We start from the raw sequence: 25255 nt of genomic DNA on the forward strand, positions 1-25255 counted from the left end.
CATACGTCAAGCGGGCACGTTGTAACAGAGTTAACGCGAAATCAGGGCATCACCGATCTCCGCGCCCGCATCCGCGAGCACTGGGACCACCTGTCCCCAGCAGCTCAAGAGGTCTGCCGGCTGCTGGGGGAGATGACCCCCGAGCAGCTGCTCTACCGATCCGCCGTCGAACTGGGGACCGAAACCCGCACCAGCAACGCCACCGTCGTCCGGACCCTGCAAACCCTCGGCTACGCCGGCCTCGCCGAACTCAAATCCGCCATCGCCCGGCCCTTCACCGACCAGACCGCACCCGAAGTCCGCGCCCGCGGCCGCGTCGAAGCGACCAAGGGGGACCTGCCGAACGTCTGGGAGATGGTCACCGCCGAATGGCTCGATCGGATCAAGCTCATGCGAGACGGCTTCTCCGCCGACGCCTACCGCCAAGCCGTCGAACTCATGCTCGGCGCCCGCGAAATCGTGCCGTTCGGCTTCGGCGCGTCCTTCGTCGTCGCCGAACACCTCACCTTCAAGCTCCGCCGCCTCGGCCGCCGCGCCCGCACCATCCGCTCATCCGGCTTCGGCCTGCCCGACGACCTGCTCGGCCTCGAACGCGGCGACGTCGTCATCGCCTTCGACCCCGGCCGCATGCTGATCGACCTCGACGTGCTCCTGGACCGCGTGCGCACGGTCGGCGCGCAGTGCGTGCTCGTCACGGCCGAACTGGCCGACGTGCTCAAGGACGCGGTCTCGGTCGTGCTCATCGCGCCGCACTCGCCGACGGGACTGACCGGTGACGCGGCGACGGCGATGGTGGTCGCGGACGCGCTCATCCAGGGGGTCGCGGTATCGGACGTGGAGAGCACGGTCGAGTACTCGCACACGCTCACGACCTTGCGTCAGCAGATGGGGTTCTGAGGGAGAGGCCGTCCAGCCGACTACTTGACATAATGTACATTATCGGCACTTGGGGACATGCTGCGGCAGAGAGCCGGGAGGGGTGCTGAAGCCGGGTTCCCGGGAGGTGCGTCGAGTTCGCCAGGACGGCTCCTGCTGAGGTTTCTCCGCCGGCGTTCTCCCGCATCGGGCTACAAGCGGCCCTGAGGGCGCCTTCAGAGGCTGCAGGAGCATCCCCTGAAGCCGTGGAACCGATGCGCCGCCACCCGACCTCAAAACGTCACGGTGACGAAACTACGGAAGTCAGATGCGGCGTCGTCAGGTGGCAGCCAGCGAAGTTGACTGCTTTGGCGACCTCCGGACAGGCCGACCGCCCGACGTGAGGCGCCGGCTCAAGCAGCCTCGTGGCGGGTCGAACATATGTGCGCATCCCCGGCACGCGCGCCCGAAGGGCGGATTCGGGCTTGGAATCGTCTCCGAGAGAGTCCCGGATCCCCCGGGAGGTCGTTCCGGACTAAACCGACATTTCATGCATAATCGCCATTATGCATGAAACCGGAAGTGACCCGAAGAGCGAAACTGTCGGTGGTGTGCTGTACAAGATCCACATGAAGGTTTCCGAGGCCCAGCAAGCCTTCTTCGCGGCCCGCCGGCCCCGCAAGGACTCCCCGCACACCACCGATGCCTACCGCCGTGACATCGCCGGGATCACCACTCTCCTGGTTTCGGAGCTCGGCCGCCCGGCCGAAGACCTGGACGTCGCCGATCTGACCGGGCCGGCGCTGCGGTCGGTGTTCGGCGCGTTCGCCGACGGGCACGCGAAGAGCTCGGTGCTGCGTGCCTGGTCGACGTGGAACCAGTTCCTGACGTTCTGCGTGGCGGACGGGTTGCTGGAGGGCAATCCGATGGGTGCGGTGGCACGGCCGCGGACGCCGGCGTTGACGCCGAAACCGTTGCGGGGTGAGGAAACCCCGGAGCAGCTGCTGTCGGCGGCGGCCGCGGGTTCGCGGCGCGCGCGGGATCCGTGGCCGGAGCGGGACGTGCTGGTGATCGCGCTGGGGCTGGTGGCGGGGTTGCGGGCGGCGGAGATGCGGGCGCTGACGGCGCGGTCGCTGGTGGGGCGCGCGGGTGAGCTGCGGTTGCACGTGAAGGGGAAGGGCAGCCGGGATCGGTCGATTCCGGTGCAGCCGGTGCTGGCGGAGCTGATCGAGCGGTACCGGGAGTCGTGCCGGGTGCGGTTTTCGAGTGTGCGGTTCTCCCCTGGTTCGCCGTTGCTGCTGGACCGGGCGGGTGAGCCGATCGGGCGGGGTGCGCTGGAGTACCTGGTGAAGTCGTGTTATCGGGGGGCGGGGTTGCACGACCGGGTGCCGGCGGGGGCGAATCTGCACGCGTTGCGGCACACGTTCGCGACGCGGCTGGCGGAGGACGGGGCGACGGCGTCGGAGATCATGGCGTTGCTGGGGCACGCGAGTTTGGCGACGAGCCAGAACTACATCGAGGCGACGGGGCGGGAGCAGCGCGCGGCGGCGGCGAGCAACCGGACTTACCGGGCGTTGGACGGGTTGGGTCCTGCGGGTGATCCGTCGAGGCCGGCGTAGATCGTCACGACGGGGTCGGCGGGCTGTTTGTAGCTGAGCCAGCTGAGCCGGCGTCCGCGGGTGAGGTCGGGTCCGGAGATCGCGGTGGCGAGGGCGTGGAAGGGCTCGGGCGCGATGCCGGACATCTCGAGCAGGTCCAGCACGCGTGTGGCGGCTTCGGCGTCGTTGCCGAGGTTCGGGTCGAGCGGGCAGTACAGGGTGGCCGAGGCGGGTTGTGGGCGGCTCCCCCGGAACGCCAGGCAGGTCATGGGCGCTTTCGCGAGACCGGTCGTGGAGTCGCCGTAGACGCGCGTGAGGATCTTGGTGAAGAGGTCCGGCTGGTGGTCCTCGGCCAGGGCCGCGACTTGTTCGACCTCCGTGGGTTCGCAGCCGCTGTGGCGGAGGTAGAGCTTCACCCTGGCTTCCGGCGAGGCGTCGAGGTCCAGCGCGAAGACGGCGATCTCCCGGTGCGGCGAATCGGACCACCCGGTACCGAGGCGGTCGTCGAGCCGTGCCCAGGGTGCGGTCAGTCCCAGGCGGTCCATCGCTTCGGCGACGGCCTGGTGGGGCCGCCCGCCGGCGGAGGGGTTCAGGTACACCTTGATCAGCGGATCGCCCTCGGCTCTGAACGCGGTCGCGCAGAATATCGAGAACAAGCCGCCTGCCGGGGCGAAGAGGTCCTCGATGAGGTGGAGCCTGGTCGTGTCGCCGGTGTGCTGCTGGACGAAGTGGTGCTCTGTCAGGCGCGCGGGGGTGTCGAGTGGTTCGAAGCCCATCCGTGCTTCGGCGCCGGATCGGGTCATCGCGAAGGAGAACTCGACGGGTGAGCCGTCGTTCGCGGCGAACGAGTGGTGGTTGTCGAACTCGGTGACGGGCTGGTCCGCCCAGTCGCCCATCAGCGAGGTGGTGGGGTCGCGATCGAGGCCGATGGCCCGGAACGCGGCCGCGAGGTGTGCCGTGACGACGTCGCGGTACGTGGCCGTGTCCGCGCTGTCGACGCTCGCCCAGGCCCGGGCACGTCCGGTCATCCGCATCAACCCCCACGTTCAGCTCACGATCGGGCACTTAGCGTCAGGGTTTCAGGCGCGGGTGGCCGGGGGCGATCCTTTGCGTACGGGCAAGGTGACAGCGTGTGCAAGATCTGCACGAATGTGCTCGGCGGTGCCGGTCAGCGGAGCTGTTCGAGGTCCTTCGCGGCCCGGGCGATTTCGTCGGCGAGTCCGCGCAGTTCCCCCGCGTCGGCGCCGTCGTCGACCGCGGTGACGATGTCTTCGGCGGCGCACCGGAGCTGGAACAGCCGGTCCTGGAGCGCGGCGACCTCGGTGTCGGACAGCACGACGGCGTCCTCGGGCAGGCCGCTGCGCTGCAGTGCGGTCCGTCGCTCGTAGGCGCGCTGGCGGCAGGACTGCCCGCAGTAGCGGCGCCGGCGGCCGACGTTGCCGCCTTCGGGGAGACGCCGGCCACACCAGCCGCAGTGCCGGGGCGCGCCGCGGCGTCCCGGAACGAGCTCTACCGGGGCGGGCTGGGTCAGTTCGGCGGCTTCCCTCACCCCGGAGACCCTAGCTGGCCACCGATTGCTCATGCCGGGGTCATGGCGGAAGGGCACACTTGGGGGATGCAGGCGTCGTTTCCGTACCTGGCCGATCCGCTCCCCCGTGCCTTCGCTCACCGGGGGTGGCACCTCGATGAGCTCGAGGGGCTGGAGAACTCGTTGCCGGCGTTCCGGCGGGCGTGCGACGAGGGTTACCGGTACGTGGAGACGGACGTGCACGCGACGGCGGACGGTGTGGTGGTCGTGCACCACGACGCGCGCCTGGACCGGACGACGGACGGGTCGGGGCCGATCGCGACGCAGACGTGGGAGCAGCTGAAGAACGTCAAGATCGGCGGGAAGGCTCCGTTGTCGCGGCTGGAGGACGTCCTGGAGGAGCTGCCGAACGCGCGGTTCAACATCGACGTGAAGGCGGATCAGGCGGTGACGCCGTTCGTGGAGGTGCTGGAGCGGACGAAGGCGCACGACCGGGTGGCCGCGGCGGCGTTTTCGGACGCGCGGCTGGTGCGGTTGCGGAAGCTGGCGGGGCCGAAGCTGGTGACGGCGATGGGGCCGCGGTCGGCGTTCGCGCTGTGGGCGCGGGGGAAGCTGCCGCTGCTCCCCCTCGGTCGGCTGGTGCTGGGGGCGATGGCGCAGGTGCCGGTGCGGCAGGGTGCGTTGCGGGTGGTGGACAAGGCGTTCCTGTCGATCGCCGGCCGGTCCGGGATCGAGGTGCACACGTGGACCATCGACGATCCGGCGGAGATGCGGATGTTGCTGGACCTGGGTGTGCACGGGATCGTGACGGACCGGCCGGATCTGCTGCGCGAGGTGCTGATCGAGCGCGGCTCCTGGCAGCGGTCGCCGGAGCCGTGAGGGTCAGCGGGGTGGTTTGCCGTTCCAGGCGGCGTCCCAGGTCTTGGGGCCGAGCAGGCCGCTGTCCTTGATGCCGTTGGCGCGCTGGAGGTCCAGGACCGCGGTGCGGGTCTTGTCGTAGTAGCAGCCGGTGCCGGTGAAGCCGTAGCCGAAGGCGTTCATGCGCAGCTGGAAGGTCTTGAGCGGGGCGGCGCAGTCGCCGTACTGGTAGACGACGCCGGGCCAGGCCGGTTTGCCGCTCGGGGGCGGCGGGGTGGGTGCGGGGGCGGGTCCGCCGCCGATGTAGGCGGAGTCGGCGTAGGTGGGGACGCGCTTGCTGCGGGCGTCGGCGTCGCCGGCGAGCTTGAGCATGCCGGCGCACTGCCAGGGTTGCCAGCCGCGCATGCGGTAGAGGTAGAGGGCCCGGTAGTCCTGTTCGGACGGTGCGGCCTGGTCGGGGCGGCCGGCGCCGCCGACGCTGCGCCAGGTGGGCAGGTCGAACTGGTAGGCGCCGTAGTAGCCGTTGCCGGTGTTGGTGGCGTAGCGGCCGCTCGACTCGCACATGCGGAGCTTGGCCCAAGCCGTCGGCGCGGGGTCCGCGGAAGCGACGGCGGGGACGGTGAGCTGCAGACCCAAGGCGGCGATGGCGAGAAGGAGGATTCTCGCGGTGGTGCGTCTCCGGTTCTGGATCATGGGAGCACAGTAGGAGCGTGTCCCACTGACCACAAGGGACACACTGCCCGCCTGAGTCTCACACGAAACACTGTTCACACGAGTCAGCGACACGCGGTCACGCGCGGAAGGTGATTGCCCCGGAAGTGGCGGATGAGCACGAAGCGACAAAGCGGACACGGTTCGGGTGGTCCGGTCCCCCGTGTCGCGACGCCCCCAGTAGTCTCCGCGCTGACCTGCTGGTTTTCGAGGTGAAGGAGCCGTGGATGACGCTGGCCGGGACGCGCTCGACCAAGCGCGAGCGCTGGGGCTGGTATTTCTACGACTGGGCTAATTCGCCGTTCTATTCATCGACGACGACGGTGTTCGGCGCCCTCTCGATGAGCACGATCGCGGCCGAGGACGCGAAGTCGAACTTCACCCTTAACGGGGACCGCGCCTGCCTCGACGCGGCCGGCAAGGCCGACACGCTCCACAACTGCGACGTGACGTTGTTCGGGCTGCACTTCCCCGCGGGTTCGGTGTGGGGCTACCTGCTGTCGGTGGCGACGGTGGTGCAGGTGCTGGTGCTGCCGATCGCGGGCGCGGTGGCCGATCGCAGCCACAACAAGCGCCGGATCCTGGCCGGGTTCGCGTTCCTGGGGGCGGCGGCCGCGGCGGCGATGTTCTTCTTCGCCGGTTCGGACTGGCAGCTGGGTGTGGTGCTGTTCATCATCGCGAACATCGGCTACGGCGGTTCGCTGGTCGTCTACTACTCGTTCCTGGTGGACATCGGCGGGCCGGACGAGCGGGATGACATCTCGGCGAAGGGCTGGGCGTTCGGGTACCTGGGCGGCGGGCTGGCGCTGGCGTTGCAGCTGGGGTTCTACCTCGGGCACGACACGTTCGGGGTCAGCAAGGACCTCGCGGTGCAGATCTGTTTCCTGACCTCGGGGTTGTGGTGGGCGCTGTTCACGTTCCCGGCGGTGCGGGCGCTCCCCCGCCGGCACACGCCGGTCGACGTCGCGCCAGGGGCGTCGGTGCTGCGCGCGGGCTTCACGGAGCTGCGGCAGACGATCGTGGCGGCGAAGGCGTACCCGTTGACGCTGGCGTTCCTGGGCAGCTACCTGGTCTTCACCGACGGGATCAACACCGTGGTCACGGTGTCGGCGCAGTACGGGAAGGACGAGCTGGAGTTCGGCAACGAGGTCCTGATCGTGACGATCCTGGTCATCCAGTTCGTGGCGTACCTGGGTGGCACGCTGCACGGGCTGGTGGCGCGGCGGATCGGGGCGAAGCGGACGATCCTGGGCAGCCTGGTGCTGTGGGTGGTGGTGCTGGCCGGGGCGTACTTCGTCCAGCCGAAGCAGCTGGTGCAGTTCCTCGCCGTGGCGGTGGGGATCGGGCTGGTGCTCGGAGGAACGAACGCGTTGTCGCGGTCGTTGTTCAGCCAGATGATCCCGGCGGGCAAGGACGCGCAGTACTACTCGCTCTACGTCGTGGGCGAGCGTGGGACGTCGTGGCTGGGTCCGCTGCTGTTCGCCGGGGTCGGGCAGGCGACGGGGTCGTTCCGGCTGGCGATCATCGCGCTGGTGATCTTCTTCGCGGCGGGGCTGGTCCTGGTGTGGCTGGTGCCGGTGCGGCGGGCGATCGTGGCGGCGGGAAACACCCCGCCGGAGGTCCTGTGACGGCGTTCGGCCGACTGTCACGCGGAGTGCCGTGACGGTCTCGTGCCGTGTTGTGCCGGGGTGTCCTGGACGAGTGTCCAGTCACCGATAGGGTCGGGTGTCGTGACCTTGTTGAACGACCGGGCCGCCGGCCCCGATCCGACCGACGCCCTCTCGTCGGTTCCCGCGGCCGGCTCGCGCCGCGGGACACCGCCGGTGGGCAGATTGAAGTTCTGCTACGGGCCGATGGACTGCGGGAAGTCGACCTTGGCGCTGCAGATCGACCACAACCACGCGCGGCAGGGCAGACACGGGCTGGTGCTGGTGCGCCACGACCGGTCGGGCGCGCCGCAGATCTCGAGCCGGATCGGGCTGAGCCGGCAGGCGGTGGAGGTCGGCGAGGACACCGACGTGCGGGACCTGGTGCGGCAGGAGTGGGCGCGCGGGCAGCACGTGGACTACGTCGTGGTGGACGAGGCGCAGTTCCTCTCCCCCGGGCAGGTCGACCAGCTGGCGGAGCTGGCCGACGAGGTCGAGATCGACGTGTACTGCTTCGGGATCGCGACGGACTTCCGGAGCCGGTTGTTCCCGGGGGCCGCTCGCCTGTTCGAACTGGCGGACGAGCTGCAGCCGGTTCAGGTGGAGGTGCTGTGCTGGTGCGGACTGTCAGGACGGTTCAACGCGCGGGTGCTCGACGGCGAGGTGGTGCGGGAAGGTGACACCGTTGTGGTGGCAGATACCGAACAATCCGTAGTTGAATCTTCAGCTTTGGCCGGTTTTGAGGTCGAAAACGCTACTGTGCGTTATCAGGTATTGTGTCGCCGCCACTTCCGATCGGGTGACTTGGGGCCCGTTACTGGCCATCACGGTCAGTTACGGTTGACCTGACATGGGTGCCAGTAGCCCATCCGGGGGATATCAGCACTAAGAAGGCCGTATTGACGTCACGCCGAAGCGCGAAACGCCTCCTACTAGAGGAAGCTGATGCCGTTGGGTGACGCAGCTCATCGTGAGCAACGACATGGCATCCCGGGAATCCTCGGGGGCCCCAAGTCGTTGCATAGGGTGAGCATCACCCAGGCTCCACCCGGAGCTGACTGAAAGGACCCCCATCATGGCCGACCGTGTTCTTCGTGGAAGCCGGCTGGGAGCGGTCAGCTACGAGACCGACCGCAACCACGACCTCGCACCACGCCGCACCGTGCGCTACGCCTGCCCGAAGAACCACGAGTTCGAGGTGCCGTTCTCCGACGACGCCGAGATCCCGACGGTCTGGGAATGCCGCCTGCACGGCAGCGAGTCGGAGATCGTGGACGGCGGGCAGCCCGAGCAGAAGAAGGTCAAGCCGCCGCGCACGCATTGGGACATGCTGCTCGAGCGGCGCACGATCCCCGAGCTCGAGGACCTGTTGAACGAACGTCTCGCCGAGCTGAAGGGCAGGCGGACCTCCCGGTCCGCGTAAGCCCCGAGAGCGTCGGCCCGTAGCCACCGCTCCCACCACAACGGAAAGGCCCCCGCGACCTCCCCCCGCGGGGGCCTTTCGCATGCCCGGGCAGGTGCCCCGAGTGCCGTGTCTTGAATGAGTCATTCAGGTCTTCGGAGGTCCTGAATGACTCATTCAAGACTTTTGAGGCGGGCTGGTCCGGGTCAGCCGCGCGGGCGGAACGGGCCGTGCAGGGCTGCCCACTGCAGGAGCATGATCGTCTTCGCGTCGGCGATCTCGCCGGTCTCGATCATCTTCAGGGCGTCGTCGAAGCGCAGCTCGAGCACCTCGATGTCCTCCCCCTCCTCGGCGATGCCGCCGCCCTCGCCGCGGTCGGCCGGGTCGTACGGCGCCGCGTAACAGTGCAGGCGCTCGGTCACCGAGCCCGGGCTCGTGTACACGTCGAACACGTGCTCCAGCTCCCCGATGCGGACGCCGGTCTCCTCCTGCGCCTCGCGGCGGATCGCCGTCTCCGGGTCGTCGGCGTCCAGCAGGCCCGCGGCCGCCTCGATGAACATCCCGTCCGGGTGGTCGTTGACGTAGACCGGGTAGCGGAACTGGCGGGTCAGCAGCACCGTCCCGCCGGCCGCGTCGTAGAGCAGCACGGTCGCCCCGTTGCCGCGGTCGTAGGTCTCGCGCTGCTCGGTCGTCCAGCGGCCGTCGGCGTGCCGGTAGTCGAACGTCGTGCGGCGCAGTACGTACCAGGCCGACGACAGCAGCTCCACGTCGGTGACCCGGACGCGCGGGTTGCGGGACAGGCTTGTCGAAGAGGTCATGACCCGACCATAATGTGCAGGATTCGGCAGAAACAAGGAGGACTGTGCATGCTGGTCGGCGAACGTCGTGACCTGCTGCTCGCCCGGCTCGCGGCCGACGGCAAGGTGCTGGCGAAGGACTTGGCGGCCGAGCTCGGCGTCTCGGAGGACAGCATCCGCCGCGACCTGCGCGACCTGGCCGCCGCCGGGCTCTGCCAGCGCGTCTACGGCGGCGCGCTGCCCGTCTCCCCCGCCGTCGCCGACTACGCGAGCCGGACGGCGATCGCCGTCGACGGCAAGGACCGGGTCGCCGCGCTCGCCGCCGGCCTGGTCCGGCCCGGCTCGACGGTCATCCTCGACGGCGGCACCACCACCCTCGCCGTCGCCAAAGCCCTGCCGACCGACCTCGAGGCCACCGTCGTCACCCACAGCCCGACCGTCGCCGTCGCCCTGCTCGACCACCCCGGGATCGAGGTCTTCCTGCTGGGCGGGCGGCTGTTCCGGCACTCCGCGGTCACCTGCGGCGCCGCCGCGGCCGAGGCCGCCCAGGCGATCAGCGCCGACGTCTTCCTGCTCGGCGTCACCGGGGTCCATCCCGACGCCGGGCTCACGACCGGCGACGCCGAGGAAGCCGCGATGAAACGCACCCTGGCCCGCCGCGCCGCCGACACCTACGTGCTGGCCAGCGCCGAGAAGCTCGGGGCGGCGTCACGCTTCACCGTGCTGCCGTTCGCCGACATCGCCGGCGTCATCACCGACGCCGACCGCTCCGACCAGAACGTGCAGAAACTTGCAGCGATCGGGGTCGCGTTCCCGTGACCTCGGCGTACCACTCGCTGCCCGCCACGAGCGCGAACACCGGCGCCGGCAGCCACACGAGCACCCGCAGCACCGCCGAAAACCGCCCGCTGCCGCGTACGTCGGACACGTGCGCGGCCAGCGCCGCCTGCTTGCGCCCGGCGAACCGCCGCACGTCGAACCGGTGGGTGATGGCCGAGGCCGGGCTGTAGAGCCCGCCCAAAGCGGCGTGGTCGTACCGGAACGGGATCCGCAGCGCCCGGACCACCCGGACGAGCCGGACGACGGTGTCGCGCGGCATCGTCGCCTCCAGCAGCCGCGTCCCGGTCAGCCGGGCCGCCCGCCGGGCGACCTCGTGGACCTTGACGTGGTCGCGGTGGCCGTAGCCGCCGTTGGGGTCGTAACCCAGCAGGAGATCGGCCTTTTCCTCGTGCAGCAGCGCCGCGAGCCGGTGCGCGGCCTCCTCGGTGTCCGCACGGGCGAAGCGCTGCCGGCCGGGCGGATCCGGGTACAGCTCGGGCCCGTGCCCGCTGTCGGCGTACCCGAGGTGCACGACGCGCCGCACGCCGAGGATCGCCGCGCTCGCCTCCAGCTCCCGCCAGCGGGCCGTGGGGTGCTCGGTGTCCATGCCGTCGGTGGCCACGACGACCACCACCCGGTGCCCGTCGGCCGCCGCGCGGGCGAGAGTGCCGCCGCTCAGCAGGACGGGGTCGTCGGCGTGGGCGTGGAAGGCCACGATGGTCGTCATCGGCCCCATGATGGCCGATGACGGGAGAAAACGACGTGAGTGAGCACCGGGTCCGGTTCGCGGCGCTGTTCGACGCCGAGGTCCGGCCGCACAACGAGCGGTTCCGCGCCGCGGCCGCCGTCCAGCCGGGCGAGGACGTCCTCGACGTCGGCTGCGGCACCGGCGAGTCCACCCGCGAAGCCGCTCAGGCGGGCGCGAACGCGCTGGGCGTCGACGTCTCGGAGCAGGCGATCGGCAAGGCCCGCGAGCTCGGCGGGGCGAGCTTCGAGGTCGCCGACGTGCAGGCCCGCGAGTTCCCGGCCGCGGCGTTCGACGTCGTGCTCAGCCGCTTCGGGGCGATGTTCTTCGCCGACCCGCCCGCGGCGTTCGCCAACCTCGCCCGCGCGCTGCGGCCCGGCGGGCGCCTGGTGCTGCTGGTGTGGCAGGAGCGGGCCCGCAACGAGTGGTACTCGGTGCTGCACGACGCCGTCGCGCCCGGCACCACCCCGCCACCGGGCGGGCCGCACTTCTCCCTCGGCGACCGGGACCACACCGACGCCCTGCTGCGGGCCGCGGGCTTCGGCGACGTCGAGTTCACCGAGCTGCGCGAACCCGTCTGCTACGGGCCCGACGCCGCGACGGCGTGCGAGTTCGCCCTCGGTCTCAAGGACGTCCAGGAGCTGCGGCCCACCGACGAGGCCGCGACCCGCCTGCGGGAGGCGTTCACGGCGTACGAGACCCCGGACGGTGTGCTGCTGGGCGCCCGGACGTGGATCGTGACCGCGCGGGTCAGCCGCGCTTGAGCAGCCGCCGGACCTGCTGCCAACGGCGCTCGGCGCCCCACTTCGCCACCCGCAGGAACGCCTCGCGGATGATCGAGCCGTCCATCTTCGACTCGCCGATCTCGCGCTCGGTGAAGGTGATCGGCACCTCGACGATCTCGAACCCGGCTTCGGCCGTGCGGATCGTCAGGTCGATCTGGAAGCAATAGCCGTGCGAGTTGACTTCGTCCAGCGCCAGCTTCTCCAGCACCGGACGCCGGTAGGCGCGGAAACCGGCCGTGATGTCGCGGGTCCGCATGCCCAGCGCGAGCTGCGAATAGACGTTGGCGCCGCGCGAGAGGACCTGGCGCTTCAGCGGCCAGTTCACCACCGCGCCACCCGGCACGTACCGCGACCCGATGGCCAGGTCCGCGTCACCGACGGCGTCCAGCAGCCGCGGCAGGTCCTCCGGTGCGTGCGAGCCGTCGGCGTCCATCTCGACGATCGTGTTGTACTCCCGCGCCAGGCCCCAGCGGAACCCGGCGATGTAGGCAGCCCCCAGCCCCGCCTTCTCGGTCCGGTGCATGACGTGGACGTTCTCGTTCGCGGCCGCGCGCTCGTCGGCCAGTTCGCCGGTGCCGTCCGGGCTGCCGTCGTCCACTACCAGTACGTGCACGTCCGGGAGTACCTTGTGCAGGCGATCCAGGATCGGGCCGAGGTTCTCCCGCTCGTTGTACGTCGGGATCACCACCAGCACCGGCTCGATTTCCCGGGCCCCCCGCGGCGCCTGCGACATCCGTGCTCCTCCGATATCCGCGGCGGTCAGTCCGCCGCTTCCCCTGCCGTGCCGGCGCTGCCGCGCCGGGTGCGAAAACGGAGCACGAGCCCGCCGGCCACCCCGGCGATCGCCAGTGCCAGCAGCCCGTACTCCGTCCACGCACCGAGTCGATCCGACAGCGTAGTCTGCGTCCGCAGCGGGACGCGCCCGACCAGGGAATCGGCGGTGAAAAGGCCGGTTGAGCTGGTAACCGTCCCGTCGGGGGCGACGATCGCGCTCACTCCTGAGACGGCGGACACCACGACGGAGCGGCCGTGCTCGACCGCCCGCAGCCGCGACATCGCCAGCTGCTGGACGCTCATCTCGCTCTCGCCGTACCAGGCGTTGTTGGTCGGCACGACGAGCAGCTCGGCCCCGTCGCGCACGGCGTCCTGGGCCGGGTAGTCGAACGCGGCCTCGTAACAGACAAACATGCCGACCTTGGTGCCAGCGACGGTCATGGTCTGGTTCGTGCCGTCGCCGGGGACCATGTCGACGGTCTCGGAGTCGAGGAACGGCGTGACGAGCTCGGCAAGCTTGCGCGCGGGCACGTACTCGCCGAAGGGCACCAGCTGCTGCTTCGCGTAGCGCTGCCCGGGCCCGGTGTGCGGGTCCCAGGCGATGACGGAGTTCTGCAGGTGCCGGTCGGGCAGCTCGTAGATCGCGCCGATCAGCGCGGGCACGCCGAAGTTCGCGACGAGCTGGTCGACCTGCGGATCCGGGCCGGTGACGGTCGTCGCGCTTTCCGGCCACAGCACCAGGTCGGGCTTCGGGACCTTGCCGGCGTGGATGGCGTCGAGGAGCCGTTCGCTCTCGGCGATGGTGTTGTTGCGCAGCACGTCACGCTCGCCCTGCAGCGCCAGGCCGATGTCCGGCGCGTTGCCCTGCACGGTCGCGACGGTGAGCTCGCCGTCCTGCGCGCCGGTGCCGACGGTGGGCCACAGCGCCAGGCCGGCCACCACGGGCAGCAGCGTGCCGGTGGCGGCGAAGACGGCCGGGCGGGTCCGCAGCGCCGCGGTGAGCGCCTCACGGCCGTCCCAGAGCCGTCCGAGGAGGGCGGCGAGGCAAAAGCCGCTGAGGACGACGGCGAAGCCGACCAGCGGTGCGCCGCCGATCGAGGCGAGCGGCAGGAACGCGCCTTCGGGCTGGCTGAACGCGACGCGGCCCCACGGGAAGCCGCCGAAGGGGAACCACGCGCGGGGCGTCTCCAGCGCGATGAACACCAGCGCGGCCCACAGCGGCCCGGCAGGCAGGCGCGACACCCACGTGATGAGGCCGCCCGCGAGGCCGTAGTAGAGCGCCAGCGCGAACGACAGGCCCAGCCACGGCCACGGCCCGAAGTCGGGGCCGAGGAAGTCCAGCAGCCACGTCAGCAGCGGCAGGAAGAACACGAACCCGAACGCGAAGCCGTAGCCGAACGCGCCGCGGAAGCTGCGGCGGCCGCGCAGCACGAGCGCGAACCCGGCGAACGCCAGCGGCGCGAGCCACCACAGCGGGCGCGGGGCGAAGCTGAGGTAGTAGGCGAACCCGGACACCAGCGCGCCGGCCAGGCGCAGCAGCCCGGCTCGCGGGAACCGCCGGGTGCGGGCGGGTTGGTGCGGGGCGCCCGGTTCGGGGTCCGCCACGGTGACTGCCACGGGTGACAACTCTAGGTGATGGCGTCGTGGAGGACTTCACCCGCGCGGACGGTGCGCAGGCAGCGTGGCAGGGCGGCGTCCGGTTCGAGCCGCGGCAGCGGTGGCACGCCGGCGCGCGGGTCGGTGGACCAGCGCTGCACGCGGCTGTCCGGGGTCGCGACGACGAGGTCGGTCGCGTCCCAGATCGCGTAGTGCGCGGGCGCGCCCGGGACGAGGCTGCCGGTGACGCCGTCGTTGACGCCGGCCGCGCGGTGCCCGGCGCGGGTGTGGGCGGTGAACGCGGCGCGCGGGGACAGGCCGGCGCCCGGGGTGCGATGGTAGGCGGCGGCGCGGACGCTCGCCCACGGGTCGAGCGGGGTCACCGGCGCGTCGGAGCCGAAGGCCAGCAGGACGCCTTCGGCGGCCAGCGTCGAGAACGGGTTGAGCCCGGCCGCGCGGTCGCCGAGGCGTTCGGCGTACATGCCGCCTTCGCCGCCCCAGAGCGCGTCGAACAGCGGCTGCATCGAAGCGACCGCACCCCAGCCGGCCAGCAGCTTCGCCTGGTCGGCGGTGACCATCTCCAGGTGCTCGAGCCGGTGGTGGCGGGCCGCGAGGGCGCGCTGGCCGACCTCCTTTTCGGCGAGCCGGAAGCCTTCGACGACCTCGGCGACGGCGGCGTCGCCGATGACGTGGAAGCCGGCCTGCAGCCCGGCTTCGGTGCAGGCGGCCAGGTGCTCGCCGATGCGGTGCGCGTCGAGGTAGAGCGTGCCGGAGCCGGCGTGGTCGGCATACGGCGTCGTCAGGGCGGCGGTGTGGGAGCCGAGGGCGCCGTCGACGAACAGGTCGCCGGCCAGGCCGCGGGCGCCGAGCTCCCGGGCGGTGCCGATCGCGCCGGGCTCGCCCCAGTAGCCGACGACCTCGGGGGTGTCCGGGCCGGCGAGGGCGAGCAGGGCGGCGAAGTCGTCGCGGCCGGAGATGTCGGGGCCACCGCATTCGTGGACGCTGACGATGCCCTGTGCCGCGGCTTCGGCGAGGAACGCCCGCTGGGCGCGTTCGCGCTGCTCGGGGGTGATCGCGGCGCGCACGGCCGCGCGGACGGCGTGGTGGGCGGCCCGGGTCAGCGGGCCGTCGGGCGACCAGCCGTCGGCGTCGCGGGCCGCCGGGGCCAGCTCGACCAGCGCGGTGGAGACCAGCGCGGAGTGGACGTCGACGCGGCTGAGGTAGACGGGTGTGCCGCCGGCGGCGTCGTCGAGTTCGGCGCGGTTGGGCAGCCGGGCGTCGGTCCAGGCGCTTTCGTCCCAGCCGTGGGCGAGCAGGACCTGCCCGGGGACGACGGCGTCGCGCACGCGGGCCAGCAGTTCGGTGCCGCTGCGGACGCCGGTGAGGTCGAGGCCGCTCAGGTGCAGGCCGGTGGCGGTGGCGTGGACGTGAGCATCGACGAAGGCGGGCGCGACGAACGCGCCGTCGAGGTCGACGATCTCGGCGCCGGGGTGGAGGGTGCGCGCCGGGCCGTCCTGGCCGACCCAGACCACGGTGCCGCTGGTGATCGCCATGGCCGTGGCGTCCGGTCCGGCGGGGGTGTAGATGCGCCCGCCGAGCAGGAGCGTCGTGTGTTCGTCCGTCACGCCCTTGAGTCTGCCCCCGGGACGCGAGGCCCTCGGCACCTGGGTGAAGGCACGCCAGCAGGCAGGAAGATTTACTCCGTGAGAACGTTATGACAGGATATTTTAACGCGTTCCCGACGACTAGGAGTACAAGTGACTGCGACCCAGGAACCTGTGACGCCTGCCGCCGCCTTCGACCAGCCCTACGAGTACGCCCGCGCCGAGCTCGTGGAACCCGACTGGCGCCGCTTCCCCGGCTGGCACGACGTGACCGAGGCCGAGTGGCGTGACGCCCAGTGGCAGCGGGTGCACTGCATCCGCAACGCCAAGCAGCTGCGCGCCTTGATGGGCGACCTGCTGGAGGAGCGCTTCTACGACGATCTCGCCGCCGACCAGCGCGAGATGGCGACGATGTCGATGCTGCTGCCGCCGCAGATGCTCAACACGATGGCGCCCACCGCGGGCACCGACCCGGCGAAGGTCACCGAGGCGTTCTACGCCGACCCGATCCGCCGCTACATGCTCCCGGTCAAGAGCGACCGCGACACGACGTGGCCGAGCCACCCGCACTCGGAACGCGACTCGCTGCACGAGGCCGAGATGTGGGTCGTGGAGGGTCTCACCCACCGCTACCCGACCAAGGTGCTGGCCGAGATGATCTCGACCTGCCCCCAGTACTGCGGCCACTGCACCCGCATGGACCTGGTCGGCAACTCGACGGAGACGGTCGAGAAGCACAAGCTGACGCTCAAGCCGGTCGACCGCCAGGACGCGATGATCGCGTACCTGAAGAAGACCCCGGGCGTGCGCGACGTGGTGGTCTCCGGCGGCGACGTGGCCAACGTGCCGTGGCCGCAGCTGGAGTCGTTCCTGATGCGCTTGATGGACATCGAGACCGTCCGCGACATCCGCCTGGCGACGAAGGCCCTGGCGGCGCTGCCGCAGCACTGGCTCCAGCCGAAGGTGGTCGAGGGCCTGGAGCGCGTCGCGGTGACGGCCCAGCGCCGCGGCGTCAACCTGGCGATCCACACCCACGTGAACCACGCCCAGTCAGTGACCCCGCTGGTGGCGGAGGCGGCCCAGACGGCGTTGAACGTGGGTGTCCGCGACGTCCGCAACCAGGGCGTGCTGATGCGCGGGGTCAACGCGACGCCGGCGCAGCTGCTGGACCTGTGCTTCGCACTGCAGGGCGAGGCGAACATCCTGCCGTATTACTTCTACATGTGCGACATGATCCCGAACGCGGAGCATTGGCGGGTTTCGGTGCACGAGGCGCAGGAGCTGCAGCACTCGATCATGGGGTATCTGCCGGGGTATGCGACACCGCGGATCGTGTGCGACGTGCCTTATGTCGGGAAGCGGTGGGTGCACCAGCTGGCCGAGTACGACCGTGAGCTGGGGATTTCTTACTGGACGAAGAACTACCGGACCGGCATCGAACTGGAGGACCCCGAGGCGTTGAACCGCCGCTACCCGTACTACGACCCGATCTCGACGCTGCCCGAAGCCGGCCAGCAGTGGTGGGCGAACCGCTCCAGCTGACGCCAGCGCATCAGCCTTCAGAGGCATGCCGAGGGGGTGCCGCGGAACCTGATCGGGGCCGCGCGCATCCCTTCGGTCCACTCGGACGTTTCGGCTGGTCAGGGCCGGTGTGGGCCGGTTGCGACGATCACCGTACGGCCCGGAAACGGCCCAGAAATTCCATTGCCGCCGACGCGCTCTTCCTATACCTGACGCCACGACCGGATGGGGCTCACTTGCTCCGTTCGAGTGGTCCCGGACCGACTTCGCATCACGAATGTGGAACTACCGGCGAGCTGGCAACGAGCCGTCACCCAGGTGCTGAGCGAGCTCGCCGGCGCCGCCTGCCGGCCACATCCTCGGTTACGAGACATCCCTCAGGCGCGACCGTGTGCCGCTCGTGATCGGCGGGCCACCGAGTCGAGTGCGACGGCCAGCGCGAGGACCAGTCCTGTCACCATGAACCGGAACGACGAGTCGAGGTCGAGCAGCGTCAGCCCGCTCGAGATGGACTGGATCACCAGAACGCCCAGCAGCGCCGAAAAGGCACTGCCGCGCCCGCCGAACAAGCTGGTGCCGCCGATGACCGCGGCCGCGATCGCGTTGAGGTTGACGTCGCCGGCGCCGCTGGCCTGGTTGGCCGCCGCGAGCCGCGCCGCCGCAATCAGTCCGCCGAGCGCCGCGAGCGAGCTGCACAGCATGAAAACGCTGATGTACATGCGTTTCACGTTGATCCCGGCCCGGCGGGCGGCCTCGACGTTGCCGCCGATCGCGAACACGGCCCGGCCCCACGCCGTGCGGGTCAGTATGTAGTGCAAGACCAGCACCAGCACTACGAAGGCGACGAACAGCCAGCCCACGCCGCGAGCCTGGTTCAGGTACCACACCGCGAAGCCGAGCCCCAGGAGGACGGCCACGCTCCGGGCCAGCAACAACGAGGTCGACCGCCCGGAAAGGCCAGCCGCCCGGCGCGCCCGGGCCAGCGAGTACCCGGTGAGGAACAGTGCCGTCGCGGCCACAGCGGCCAGCACGTACGACAGCCACGCCGGCACGAAGTCGAGCTGGGCGAAGCGCACCAGCCCGGAGTCGAACGGCAGATTGACGGCGCCCCTGCTGCCGAGGAGCCACAGCTGCAGGCCGAGGAACCCGAGCAGCCCGGCGAGGGTCGCGACGAAGCTGGGTACCCCGAGCCGGGTGACCATCTGCGCGTAGACCCAGCCGATCAGCGCACCGGCCGCGATCGCGGCGAGGATCGACAGCCAGACGGGCCACCCGCTGCCCACGAACGTGACCGCGGTGAGCGCGGCGGACAGCCCGCTGACCGAGCCGACCGAGAGATCGATCTGCCCGACGAGCAGCACGCACACGATGCCGAGCGCGATGATGCCGACCGAGACGCTCTCCATCAGCAGGTTCACCAGGTTGGCGCTCGACAGGAAGACCGGGTTGAGGATCTGGAAGACGGTCCAGATCACCACCAGCCCGACGACGATCGGCAGCGCGCCGAGGTCGCCGGACCGGATCCGGTCGGCGATGGCCCTGAGCGCGGGCTTGAGTCCCTCGCCGTGGCGCAGCCGCTCGTCGAGGAGGTCCAGGGCGGGGGCGCCCTTTGTCTGCGTCATCGGTTCTTCCTCTCGCGTTCCCGGCGCGTCGCGACGTTGTCCGCCGCGCCGGTGATCGCGGCGACCAGGTCTTCAGTGGACACTTCGGCCGCGTCGAAGACGCCGTTGTTGCGGCCGAGGCGCAGGACCACGATGCGATCGGCGACGGCGCGGACGTCCTCCATGTTGTGGCTGATCATGATCACGCCGAGGCCGCGCTCGCGCAGCCGCTCGATCAGGTTCAGCACCTCGGCCGTCTGCTCGACGCCGAGGGCGGCCGTCGGCTCGTCCAGGATGATGATCTTCGGGTCGCCCAGCAGGGAGCGGGCGATCGCGACCGTCTGGCGTTGCCCGCCGGACAGGGACGCGACCGGGATCCGCACCGTCGGGATCTTCGCCGACAGTTGCCGGAGCAGCTCCCACGACCGGGTCTCCATCGCGACCTCGTCCAGCCGCTTCCGGCGGATCTCCTGGCCGAGGAACAGGTTCTCGACCACGTTGAGGTTCTCGCACAGCGCGAGATCCTGGAACACCGTGGCGATGCCGAGCGAGTGCGCGGCCGCGGGGCTGTCGATCGCCGCCACCTGGTCGGCGAAGGTGATCGTGCCCGTGTCCGGGCGGTGCACGCCGGCCAATACCTTGACCAAAGTGGACTTGCCGGCACCGTTGTCGCCCACGATCGCGACTACCTGACCGGCGGACACGTCCAGGTCGACGTCGGTCAGCGCGGCGACCGCGCCGAAGTTCTTGCTGATTCCGCGCAGCGACAGGACCGCGGTGTCGGTTTGCATCACGCGATCCCGTGCTGCTTGCACGCCGCCGTGTACTCGCCGGTGCACACGTCGGCCGGCTTGATCTGATCGGACTTCGCCAGCACGCCGGCGATGGTGGCCTGGGTCACCACCGTCGGGTCGAACAGCTGCGTCGGGGTGTCGAAGAGCGTCGTCTTGCCTGCCGGCTTCTCCCCCTTCGCGAACTGGTAGGCGATCTCGGCCGCGGCCTCCGCGACGATCTTGATGGGCTTGGAGATCGTGTTGTACTGCAGGCCGGCCACGATCCTCTGGGCGGCGGCGACCTCGAAGTCGTTGCCGGTCACCGGCGGCACGGGAGTGACGCCGGCGGCCTTGAACGCCGCGATCGCGCCACCGCCGGTGCCGTCGTTGGCGGCCACCACGCCCGCGATGCGGCCACCGAACCGGGTGATCTGGCCGGACACCCAGTCCTGGGCTTTGGCCGGCTGCCAGTCCGGCGTGTCGTACTCGGCGAGCAGTGCGAACCCGCTGGTGTCGACGGCAGAGTGGATGCCCTTCTTGATCAGCCCCGCGGCCGCGTCGGTCGGCGATCCGTTGACTTCGAGGATCCCGCCCTGCGCGCCGGTTTCCTTCAGGTGCTTGACCAGGTCGTCGCCGATGGACTTGCCGATCTTCTCGTTGTCGAAGGAGATGTAGTAGTCGGCCGGGGTCCCCGGGATGGGCCGGTCGTAGGCGATGACGGGCACGCCTTGGGACCGGGCGGTGTTGACGATGCTCGCGGCGGCCGTCGAGTCGACCGGGTCGATCACGATCGCCTTCACGCCCTGTGCGAGGGCCGAGTTCGCCTGCTGCTGCTGGCGGGACGCGTCCGCGTTCGCGTTCTGGTAGAGCACCTCGCAGTCCGCGCACAGCTGCTTCACCTTCGCCTTGAACAGCGGGCTGTCGTAGAGCTCGTACCGCGTCGAGGCGATATCCGGCATGAGGAACGCGATCTTGGCGTTGCTCGCGCCGCCACCGCCACCCGGAGCGGACGAGCAGGCGGACACGACCAGCGCGAGAGTTGCGACGAGAACGGCGAGTCGACGCATGGCGATTCCTTTCGAGTACGCGTCAGTGCGCACGGTTGAGCGAGACGAGGGCGGCCGGGTCGGCCGGATCGGCGGGCAGGCGGATCTCGGTGAGCGCGACGTTGTCCAGCGCCGGGAAGATCCGCCGGTAGTGCTTCAGTGGCAGGCCGAGGAGCACGCAGAGCGTGACCCGCAGGAGTGTGCTGTGGGCGACGACGAGCACGGTTCCGTCGTGCTGTCCGTCGAGTTCGCGGAGCGCGGCGGCGCCCCGGGCACCGGCGCCGGCCGTCGGTTCGGCACCGGGGAAGGCGTTGGCCTCGGGGTCTTCCCGGAACCGCCGGACCGCCTCGGGGTCCATCTCGGCGAGGGTGTGGGTCTCCAGTTCACCGAAGTCGACCTCCCGCAGCCCGGCTCGCAGGTGCGGGGACACGCCCAGTGCTTCGGCGGTGGGCGTCGCCGTGGCGACGGCCCGCTGCTGCGGCGAGCTGACGACCGCGTCGACCCCCATCGTCACGGCCGTCTTCGCGAGCTGCTCGGCCTGCCGCAGCCCGAGGTCGGTCAGCGCCGGATCGCTGCGCCCACCGGCGTACCGGTTTTCCGCGTGCCAAACCGTCTCGCCGTGCCGGGCGAGGAGCAGCCTGGTCATTTCCGCACCACCTCCGGATTCGCGCAGTGCAGTGGCGGTTCGCCCGCCAGCCACCTGGCTGCCTCGACGCACACCATCCGGGCCGCGCGCCCGGCGACCGCGCGGCTCGCGCCCGCCAGGTGGGGAGTCATCACCACGTTCGGTGCGCTCCGCAGCGGGTGGTGGGCCGGCAACGGCTCCTGGTCGTAGACGTCCAGTGCGGCGGCGAAGAGATGGCCGTCCGTCAGGGCTCTCGCCAGGGCGTCGTAGTCCAGCAGCCCGCCCCTCGCGCAGTTCACCAGTACCGATCCCGGCGGCATCAGCGCCAGCTCGCGCTCGCCGATCAGTCCGCGCGTCTCCCCGGTCAGCCGGGCGTGGAGCGAGACGACCGTGGACCGGGACAGCAGTTCGTCGAGCGGTACCGAATCGACGTCCGCGTAGGGATCCGAGACCAGGACCGTCGCGCCCATCGCCTCGAGGACCGCCGCCACCCGGCGGCCGATCGCCCCGGCCCCGACCAGGCCGACAGTGCTGCCCGCGATCTCGAGGCCGGTTTCCGCGTAGGCGTACATGCCGCTTTCCCAGCGTCCCGCCACGACGCTGTCGTGCGCGACGGGAATCCTGCGCATCGCGGCCAGCATCACGGCGATCGTGTGCTCGGCGGTGGACTCGGCGTTGCGGCCCGGCGCGAACGTCACCGCCACCTCGTGTGCGGTGGCCTCGGCCAGGTTCGCGTTCACCGGCCCGCCTCGGGACACCGCGAACAGCTCGAGGCCGGGGCACGCCTCGAGCACGCGGCGGGTCAGCGGGGCCATCTGCGTCAGGCACACCCGGACCCCCTGCAGCGCCTCGATCAGCTCGGCCTCCACATCGGACGCCTCGTCGACCTCCGCGACCTTGCCGAAGGGCACGTGCGGCCACGGCAGTTCGAGGGTTCGCACGTCCCACGCGCCGGAGGCCAGTTCGGCCGCCAGCAGCCGGTTCAGCACGAACTGGTCGCCGGCGAGGAGTATCGGTTCCGCCACAGTCATTCCTTCCACCAGCCGCGGTCGGCGAGCGCCGCGGTGAACGCGTGGTACGCGGGCGTCAGCTCGTCGTGCCGCTTCCTGTCCGGTTCGAGTGTGCGGCGCACCCGCACGAGCCGTTTCGCCGCGGCGGGGATGTCGCCGGAGAGCGCGCCCGCCGCCAGGACGGCCATGCCCAGCGCGGGTTCCGGGTTCACCGGCAGCCGCACGGGCACGCCGAGCACGTCGCACCGCAGCTGGTTCCACCACTCGTTGCGGGCACCGCCGCCGGTGAACGTCACCGGGCCGCCGACGTCCGCGCCGGCCGACGCGAGCAGCTCGAACGACAACCGCTCGAGGTGCGCGACACCCGTGCACACAGCGGCGAACACCCGAGCGGGGTCGCCCGGGGCTTCCAGGGGCCCGCCGTCGAGGAAGCCGCGTGCTTCCGTTGCCACGAAAGGGAAGCGCTCACCGTGCCCGATCAGGGGGTAGCACAGCGGCACGTCGTCGACGCGAGCGGCGGCGGCCGTCAACGCGGTCAGGTCGGCATCCGGGAACAGCGCCCTGATCGCGCCCGCCCCCGTACTGGACGCGCCTCCCGGCAGCCACAGGTCCCCGTGCGGCGCGCGGTGCGAGTACACGGCGCCGGTCGGGTCGTGCGGCAGCGTCGTGCTGACCCCCTTGAGCGCCAGCGTGGTACCGAGTACCGAGTTCCACTCGCCGACGTCGAGCGCGCCGGCGGCGAGCTGCGCCGCGCACCCGTCGGTCATGCCGGCGACCACCGGGGTGCCTGCCGGTATCCCGGTCGAGGACGCGGCATCCGCGCACACCTCACCGAGCACGGTCCCCGGCCGTACCACCTCCGGTAACACGTCTGCCGAAATGTCCAATGCCGACAGGATGTCCGACGGCCAGCGGTCCTCGATCAGGTCGTACCCGGTCTTGAGCGCGTGGCTGGCGTCGCCGGCGACCGGGTGCCCGACGAGCGCGGCGGTCACCACGTCCGGCTGGTGCGCGAGCCGCACGTCCGGGCCGAGCAGCCCCTCTTGCCGCCACCACAACACCTTCGGCAGCGCCCACGCCGGCTGCATCCGGTAGCCGAGCCGGCTCCACAACGCTTCGCCGGCTTCCTGGGCGACGTCGGCGAACGCGCCGGCGCGGGTGTCGTCGTACATGAGGCCGGGGGTGCGCGGCGTGCCGTCGGTTCCGGTGAGCAGCACGGTTCCCGAGGTGGCGCAGACGGCGACCGCGCCGACCTCGCGACCTCTCAGGTCCAGTGCCGCCAGCGCTTCCGCGGTCCGGGTCCACCAGGTGGCGGGGTCCTGCTCGTGCCGGTTCCCGGACCGGGTGCCGCCCAGCGGCCGGTGCGCGGACGCGACGGTCTCCCCCGCGCTGTCGACCGCGAGTGCGCGGACGCTCTGGGTGCCGAGGTCGATGCCGATCCACACGGGTTCGCTCATCGCCAGCGGTCCCATCGGGTCGCCGCCAGCGCGCGGGTTTGCAGGAACTCCGCGTGCGCATCCTCGTACAGGTCGCGCGTCGCGGTGTCCGGCTCGTAGCGGGCCGCGGGGCGGACCAGCGCGCTCGCTGCGGCCGCCAGGTCCGGGTAGTCGCCGAGGGCCGTCAGCGCGAACACCTGCGCGCCCTTCGCGCCGACTTGCGAGTCCTCGGTGGACACCGCGGGGACGCCGGTGATGTCGGCGATCAACCGGCACCACAACGGGCTCGCCGCGCCGCCACCGCACAGTCCCAGCTCGACCGGCCGGCCCGGCGCCGCATCGAGGCAGTCGCGGATGACGTGCGCGAGACCTTCCAGCACCGCGCGGGCGAGGTGCGTGCGGCCGTGGCCGAACAGCACGCCGCCGACGAACCCGCTCGCCACGGGGTCGAGGAACGGCGCCCGCTCCCCCGCCGGCGACAGGTACGGCCAGACGCGCAAGCCGTCCGCGCCGGGCGGGGCCTGCGCGGCCAGCGTGGTCACCTCGTCGTGGTCGGCGAGGCCCAGCAGGTCGATGAGCCAGTCGACGACACCGGTGCCGGCGAGCGTGGGGAACGAGCGCATGATCAGACCGGCCGTGCCGAAGTCGAGCGTCAGCCCGGACGGCTCCCCCGTCGTGTCCGGCGCCGCCACCAGTACCTCCGTGCACAGCGTCGTGCCGAGGATGCAGGTCGCCTGGCCGACTGTCGTCGCGCCGGCACCGAACGCGGTGGTCACGATGTCGTAGGGGGCGAGCACGACCGGCGTCCCGGCCGGCAGGCCCAGTTCGGTCGCGGTGAGCGGCTGGACCTGCTCGGTGAGCAGAGGCGGCAGCACGGCGGGGTCGATGCCGTACAGGTCCGTGAGCTCGGTGGAGTAGGTGCCCCGGTGGATGTCGAGCCAGGGCGCGGACGCCTCGGACTTCTCGATGCCGAGGACGCCTGTCAGTTTGAGGAACAGCCAGCCGCCGCAGGTGAGGACGGTGCGGGGTGCGTCGCCCTGCAGGGACCGGAGGATCGCGTTGGGCAGACCAGCGTTGGTGAGTGAGCCGTTGATCCGGTACGCGCGCTCGAGGGTTCCGTCGGCGCGCCAGTCCCGGACGACGTCGGTGGCCCGGCCGTCGTTCCACAGGACGGCGGGTCCCACCGGCCGGCCGTCGGGCCCGACGAGCCAGGCGCCGTCGCCCTGCGCGGTGACCGCGAGCAGCCGCACCGGGCGCGCGACCCGTGCGACCGCCTCACCGACGGTCGCGACGACCGCGTCCCACACCTCGTGCATGTCCTGCTCGCACCGTTCGCGGCTCGGGTGGCGCACGGTGGTTTCCCGCCGCGTGACCGCGAGTTCGCGGCCGTCCTTGTCGAACACCACGGTCTTGATGACGGTCGTTCCGGCGTCGACGCAGATAGCGACTTCGTTGGCTGCCACGGCGACATTAGAGACGCGTTGCCCACAACTTCGCAACTCTTAACATTGATCTTGGTCTGCGT

24 protein-coding genes are annotated in these 25255 nt (G+C 70.9%); 9 read left to right on the forward strand and 15 right to left on the reverse strand.

All coding sequences use genetic code 11. The annotated features are described in order from the left end of the window. Positions 1 to 132: 132 nt before the first annotated feature. Entirely contained in the window at positions 133 to 897 is a 765-nt protein-coding gene (locus tag QQ657_RS26100) for a MurR/RpiR family transcriptional regulator (protein ID WP_284744883.1), read from the forward strand. A gap of 569 nt (positions 898 to 1466) precedes the next feature. Next, a complete protein-coding gene (locus tag QQ657_RS26105) occupies positions 1467 to 2474 on the forward strand; it encodes a tyrosine-type recombinase/integrase (RefSeq protein ID WP_284744884.1) in 1008 nt (335 codons plus the stop codon). On the opposite strand, the gene QQ657_RS26110 is transcribed toward QQ657_RS26105, so the two are convergent. Together QQ657_RS26110 and QQ657_RS26115 are read right to left on the reverse strand one after the other, a co-directional pair. Beyond that, the gene (locus QQ657_RS26110) at positions 2420 to 3481 is read right to left on the reverse strand and encodes a tryptophan dimethylallyltransferase family protein (RefSeq protein WP_284744885.1); all 1062 of its coding nucleotides are present in this window, start codon (positions 3479 to 3481) and stop codon (positions 2420 to 2422) included. The two genes, QQ657_RS26105 and QQ657_RS26110, sit on opposite strands and share 55 nt — an antisense overlap. A gap of 140 nt (positions 3482 to 3621) precedes the next feature. Continuing rightward, on the reverse strand, positions 3622 to 4002 hold the full coding sequence (locus tag QQ657_RS26115; RefSeq protein WP_284744886.1) for a hypothetical protein: 381 nt from the start codon (positions 4000 to 4002) through the stop codon (positions 3622 to 3624). Between the two features lie 66 nt (positions 4003 to 4068). Between QQ657_RS26115 and QQ657_RS26120 the strand changes: the two genes are divergently transcribed. Continuing rightward, entirely contained in the window at positions 4069 to 4860 is a 792-nt protein-coding gene (locus tag QQ657_RS26120; RefSeq protein WP_284744887.1) for a glycerophosphodiester phosphodiesterase family protein, read from the forward strand. Between the two features lie 3 nt (positions 4861 to 4863). On the opposite strand, the gene QQ657_RS26125 is transcribed toward QQ657_RS26120, so the two are convergent. Then, on the reverse strand, positions 4864 to 5532 hold the full coding sequence (locus tag QQ657_RS26125) for a transglycosylase family protein (RefSeq protein ID WP_284744888.1): 669 nt from the start codon (positions 5530 to 5532) through the stop codon (positions 4864 to 4866). A 245-nt stretch (positions 5533 to 5777) separates the two neighbouring features. Between QQ657_RS26125 and QQ657_RS26130 the strand changes: the two genes are divergently transcribed. The 3 genes from QQ657_RS26130 to QQ657_RS26140 all read left to right on the forward strand — a co-directional run bounded on the left by QQ657_RS26130 (position 5778) and on the right by QQ657_RS26140 (position 8619). After that, the gene (locus tag QQ657_RS26130) at positions 5778 to 7178 is read left to right on the forward strand and encodes an MFS transporter (RefSeq protein WP_284744889.1); all 1401 of its coding nucleotides are present in this window, start codon (positions 5778 to 5780) and stop codon (positions 7176 to 7178) included. 102 nt (positions 7179 to 7280) lie between these two features. Further along, positions 7281 to 8045 carry a thymidine kinase gene (locus tag QQ657_RS26135; RefSeq protein ID WP_284744890.1) on the forward strand — a complete coding sequence of 255 codons (765 nt, stop codon included), beginning with the start codon at positions 7281 to 7283 and terminating at the stop codon, positions 8043 to 8045. A gap of 226 nt (positions 8046 to 8271) precedes the next feature. After that, positions 8272 to 8619: an RNA polymerase-binding protein RbpA gene (locus QQ657_RS26140; protein WP_003081521.1), complete on the forward strand. Its 348-nt coding sequence runs from the start codon at positions 8272 to 8274 to the stop codon at positions 8617 to 8619. Between the two features lie 185 nt (positions 8620 to 8804). Here the strand turns inward: QQ657_RS26140 and QQ657_RS26145 are convergent, their stop codons facing one another. Beyond that, positions 8805 to 9416 (reverse strand): NUDIX domain-containing protein, encoded by a 612-nt coding sequence (locus QQ657_RS26145; protein ID WP_284744891.1) that lies wholly within the window; start codon positions 9414 to 9416, stop codon positions 8805 to 8807. 48 nt (positions 9417 to 9464) lie between these two features. Here QQ657_RS26145 and QQ657_RS26150 point away from each other — a divergent pair, with 48 nt between their 5' ends. Further along, a complete protein-coding gene (locus QQ657_RS26150) occupies positions 9465 to 10214 on the forward strand; it encodes a DeoR/GlpR family DNA-binding transcription regulator (protein WP_284744892.1) in 750 nt (249 codons plus the stop codon). Here the strand turns inward: QQ657_RS26150 and QQ657_RS26155 are convergent. Then, complete coding sequence (locus tag QQ657_RS26155; protein ID WP_284744893.1) at positions 10147 to 10941, reverse strand: PIG-L deacetylase family protein; 795 nt, start codon at positions 10939 to 10941, stop codon at positions 10147 to 10149. The genes QQ657_RS26150 and QQ657_RS26155 overlap by 68 nt on opposite strands. Before the next feature lie 35 nt (positions 10942 to 10976). On the opposite strand from QQ657_RS26155, the gene QQ657_RS26160 reads away from it, so the two are divergent. Then, the gene (locus QQ657_RS26160; RefSeq protein WP_284744894.1) at positions 10977 to 11723 is read left to right on the forward strand and encodes a class I SAM-dependent methyltransferase; all 747 of its coding nucleotides are present in this window, start codon (positions 10977 to 10979) and stop codon (positions 11721 to 11723) included. Here QQ657_RS26160 and QQ657_RS26165 read toward each other — a convergent pair. Genes QQ657_RS26165 through QQ657_RS26175 form a run of 3 tightly spaced genes read right to left on the reverse strand, consistent with a single transcriptional unit; the run spans position 11710 to position 15739 of the window. Next, the gene (locus QQ657_RS26165) at positions 11710 to 12477 is read right to left on the reverse strand and encodes a polyprenol monophosphomannose synthase (RefSeq protein ID WP_284744895.1); all 768 of its coding nucleotides are present in this window, start codon (positions 12475 to 12477) and stop codon (positions 11710 to 11712) included. The genes QQ657_RS26160 and QQ657_RS26165 overlap by 14 nt on opposite strands. Positions 12478 to 12503: 26 nt before the next feature. After that, positions 12504 to 14135, reverse strand: coding sequence for an apolipoprotein N-acyltransferase (gene lnt, locus QQ657_RS26170; protein WP_284744896.1), 1632 nt, complete (start codon positions 14133 to 14135; stop codon positions 12504 to 12506). A gap of 11 nt (positions 14136 to 14146) precedes the next feature. Continuing rightward, on the reverse strand, positions 14147 to 15739 hold the full coding sequence (locus QQ657_RS26175) for an amidohydrolase (RefSeq protein WP_284744897.1): 1593 nt from the start codon (positions 15737 to 15739) through the stop codon (positions 14147 to 14149). Positions 15740 to 15871: 132 nt separating this feature from the next. On the opposite strand from QQ657_RS26175, the gene QQ657_RS26180 reads away from it, so the two are divergent. Beyond that, complete coding sequence (locus QQ657_RS26180; RefSeq protein ID WP_284744898.1) at positions 15872 to 17260, forward strand: KamA family radical SAM protein; 1389 nt, start codon at positions 15872 to 15874, stop codon at positions 17258 to 17260. A gap of 356 nt (positions 17261 to 17616) precedes the next feature. On the opposite strand, the gene QQ657_RS26185 is transcribed toward QQ657_RS26180, so the two are convergent. Genes QQ657_RS26185 through QQ657_RS26215 form a run of 7 tightly spaced genes read right to left on the reverse strand, consistent with a single transcriptional unit; the run spans position 17617 to position 25193 of the window. Further along, on the reverse strand, positions 17617 to 18861 hold the full coding sequence (locus QQ657_RS26185; protein ID WP_284744899.1) for a sugar ABC transporter permease: 1245 nt from the start codon (positions 18859 to 18861) through the stop codon (positions 17617 to 17619). Continuing rightward, entirely contained in the window at positions 18858 to 19631 is a 774-nt protein-coding gene (locus QQ657_RS26190) for an ATP-binding cassette domain-containing protein (RefSeq protein WP_284744900.1), read from the reverse strand. Before QQ657_RS26190 ends, QQ657_RS26185 begins: the two co-directional genes overlap by 4 nt. After that, positions 19631 to 20680 carry an ABC transporter substrate-binding protein gene (locus tag QQ657_RS26195; RefSeq protein ID WP_284744901.1) on the reverse strand — a complete coding sequence of 350 codons (1050 nt, stop codon included), beginning with the start codon at positions 20678 to 20680 and terminating at the stop codon, positions 19631 to 19633. The genes QQ657_RS26190 and QQ657_RS26195 overlap by 1 nt, the downstream gene beginning before the upstream one ends. Positions 20681 to 20702: 22 nt before the next feature. Next, positions 20703 to 21305, reverse strand: a complete 603-nt coding sequence (locus QQ657_RS26200; RefSeq protein WP_284744902.1) for a histidine phosphatase family protein — start codon at positions 21303 to 21305, stop codon at positions 20703 to 20705. Continuing rightward, positions 21302 to 22309 carry a 2-hydroxyacid dehydrogenase gene (locus QQ657_RS26205; RefSeq protein WP_284744903.1) on the reverse strand — a complete coding sequence of 336 codons (1008 nt, stop codon included), beginning with the start codon at positions 22307 to 22309 and terminating at the stop codon, positions 21302 to 21304. The genes QQ657_RS26200 and QQ657_RS26205 overlap by 4 nt, the downstream gene beginning before the upstream one ends. Positions 22310 to 22311: 2 nt before the next feature. Continuing rightward, positions 22312 to 23751: an FGGY-family carbohydrate kinase gene (locus tag QQ657_RS26210; RefSeq protein ID WP_284744904.1), complete on the reverse strand. Its 1440-nt coding sequence runs from the start codon at positions 23749 to 23751 to the stop codon at positions 22312 to 22314. Next, a complete protein-coding gene (locus QQ657_RS26215; protein WP_284744905.1) occupies positions 23748 to 25193 on the reverse strand; it encodes an FGGY family carbohydrate kinase in 1446 nt (481 codons plus the stop codon). Before QQ657_RS26215 ends, QQ657_RS26210 begins: the two co-directional genes overlap by 4 nt. Between the last annotated feature and the right edge of the window lie 62 nt (positions 25194 to 25255).

Source organism: Amycolatopsis ponsaeliensis, assembly GCF_030182635.1.
In the GTDB taxonomy this organism is placed as follows: Bacteria; Actinomycetota; Actinomycetes; order Mycobacteriales; family Pseudonocardiaceae; genus Amycolatopsis; species Amycolatopsis ponsaeliensis.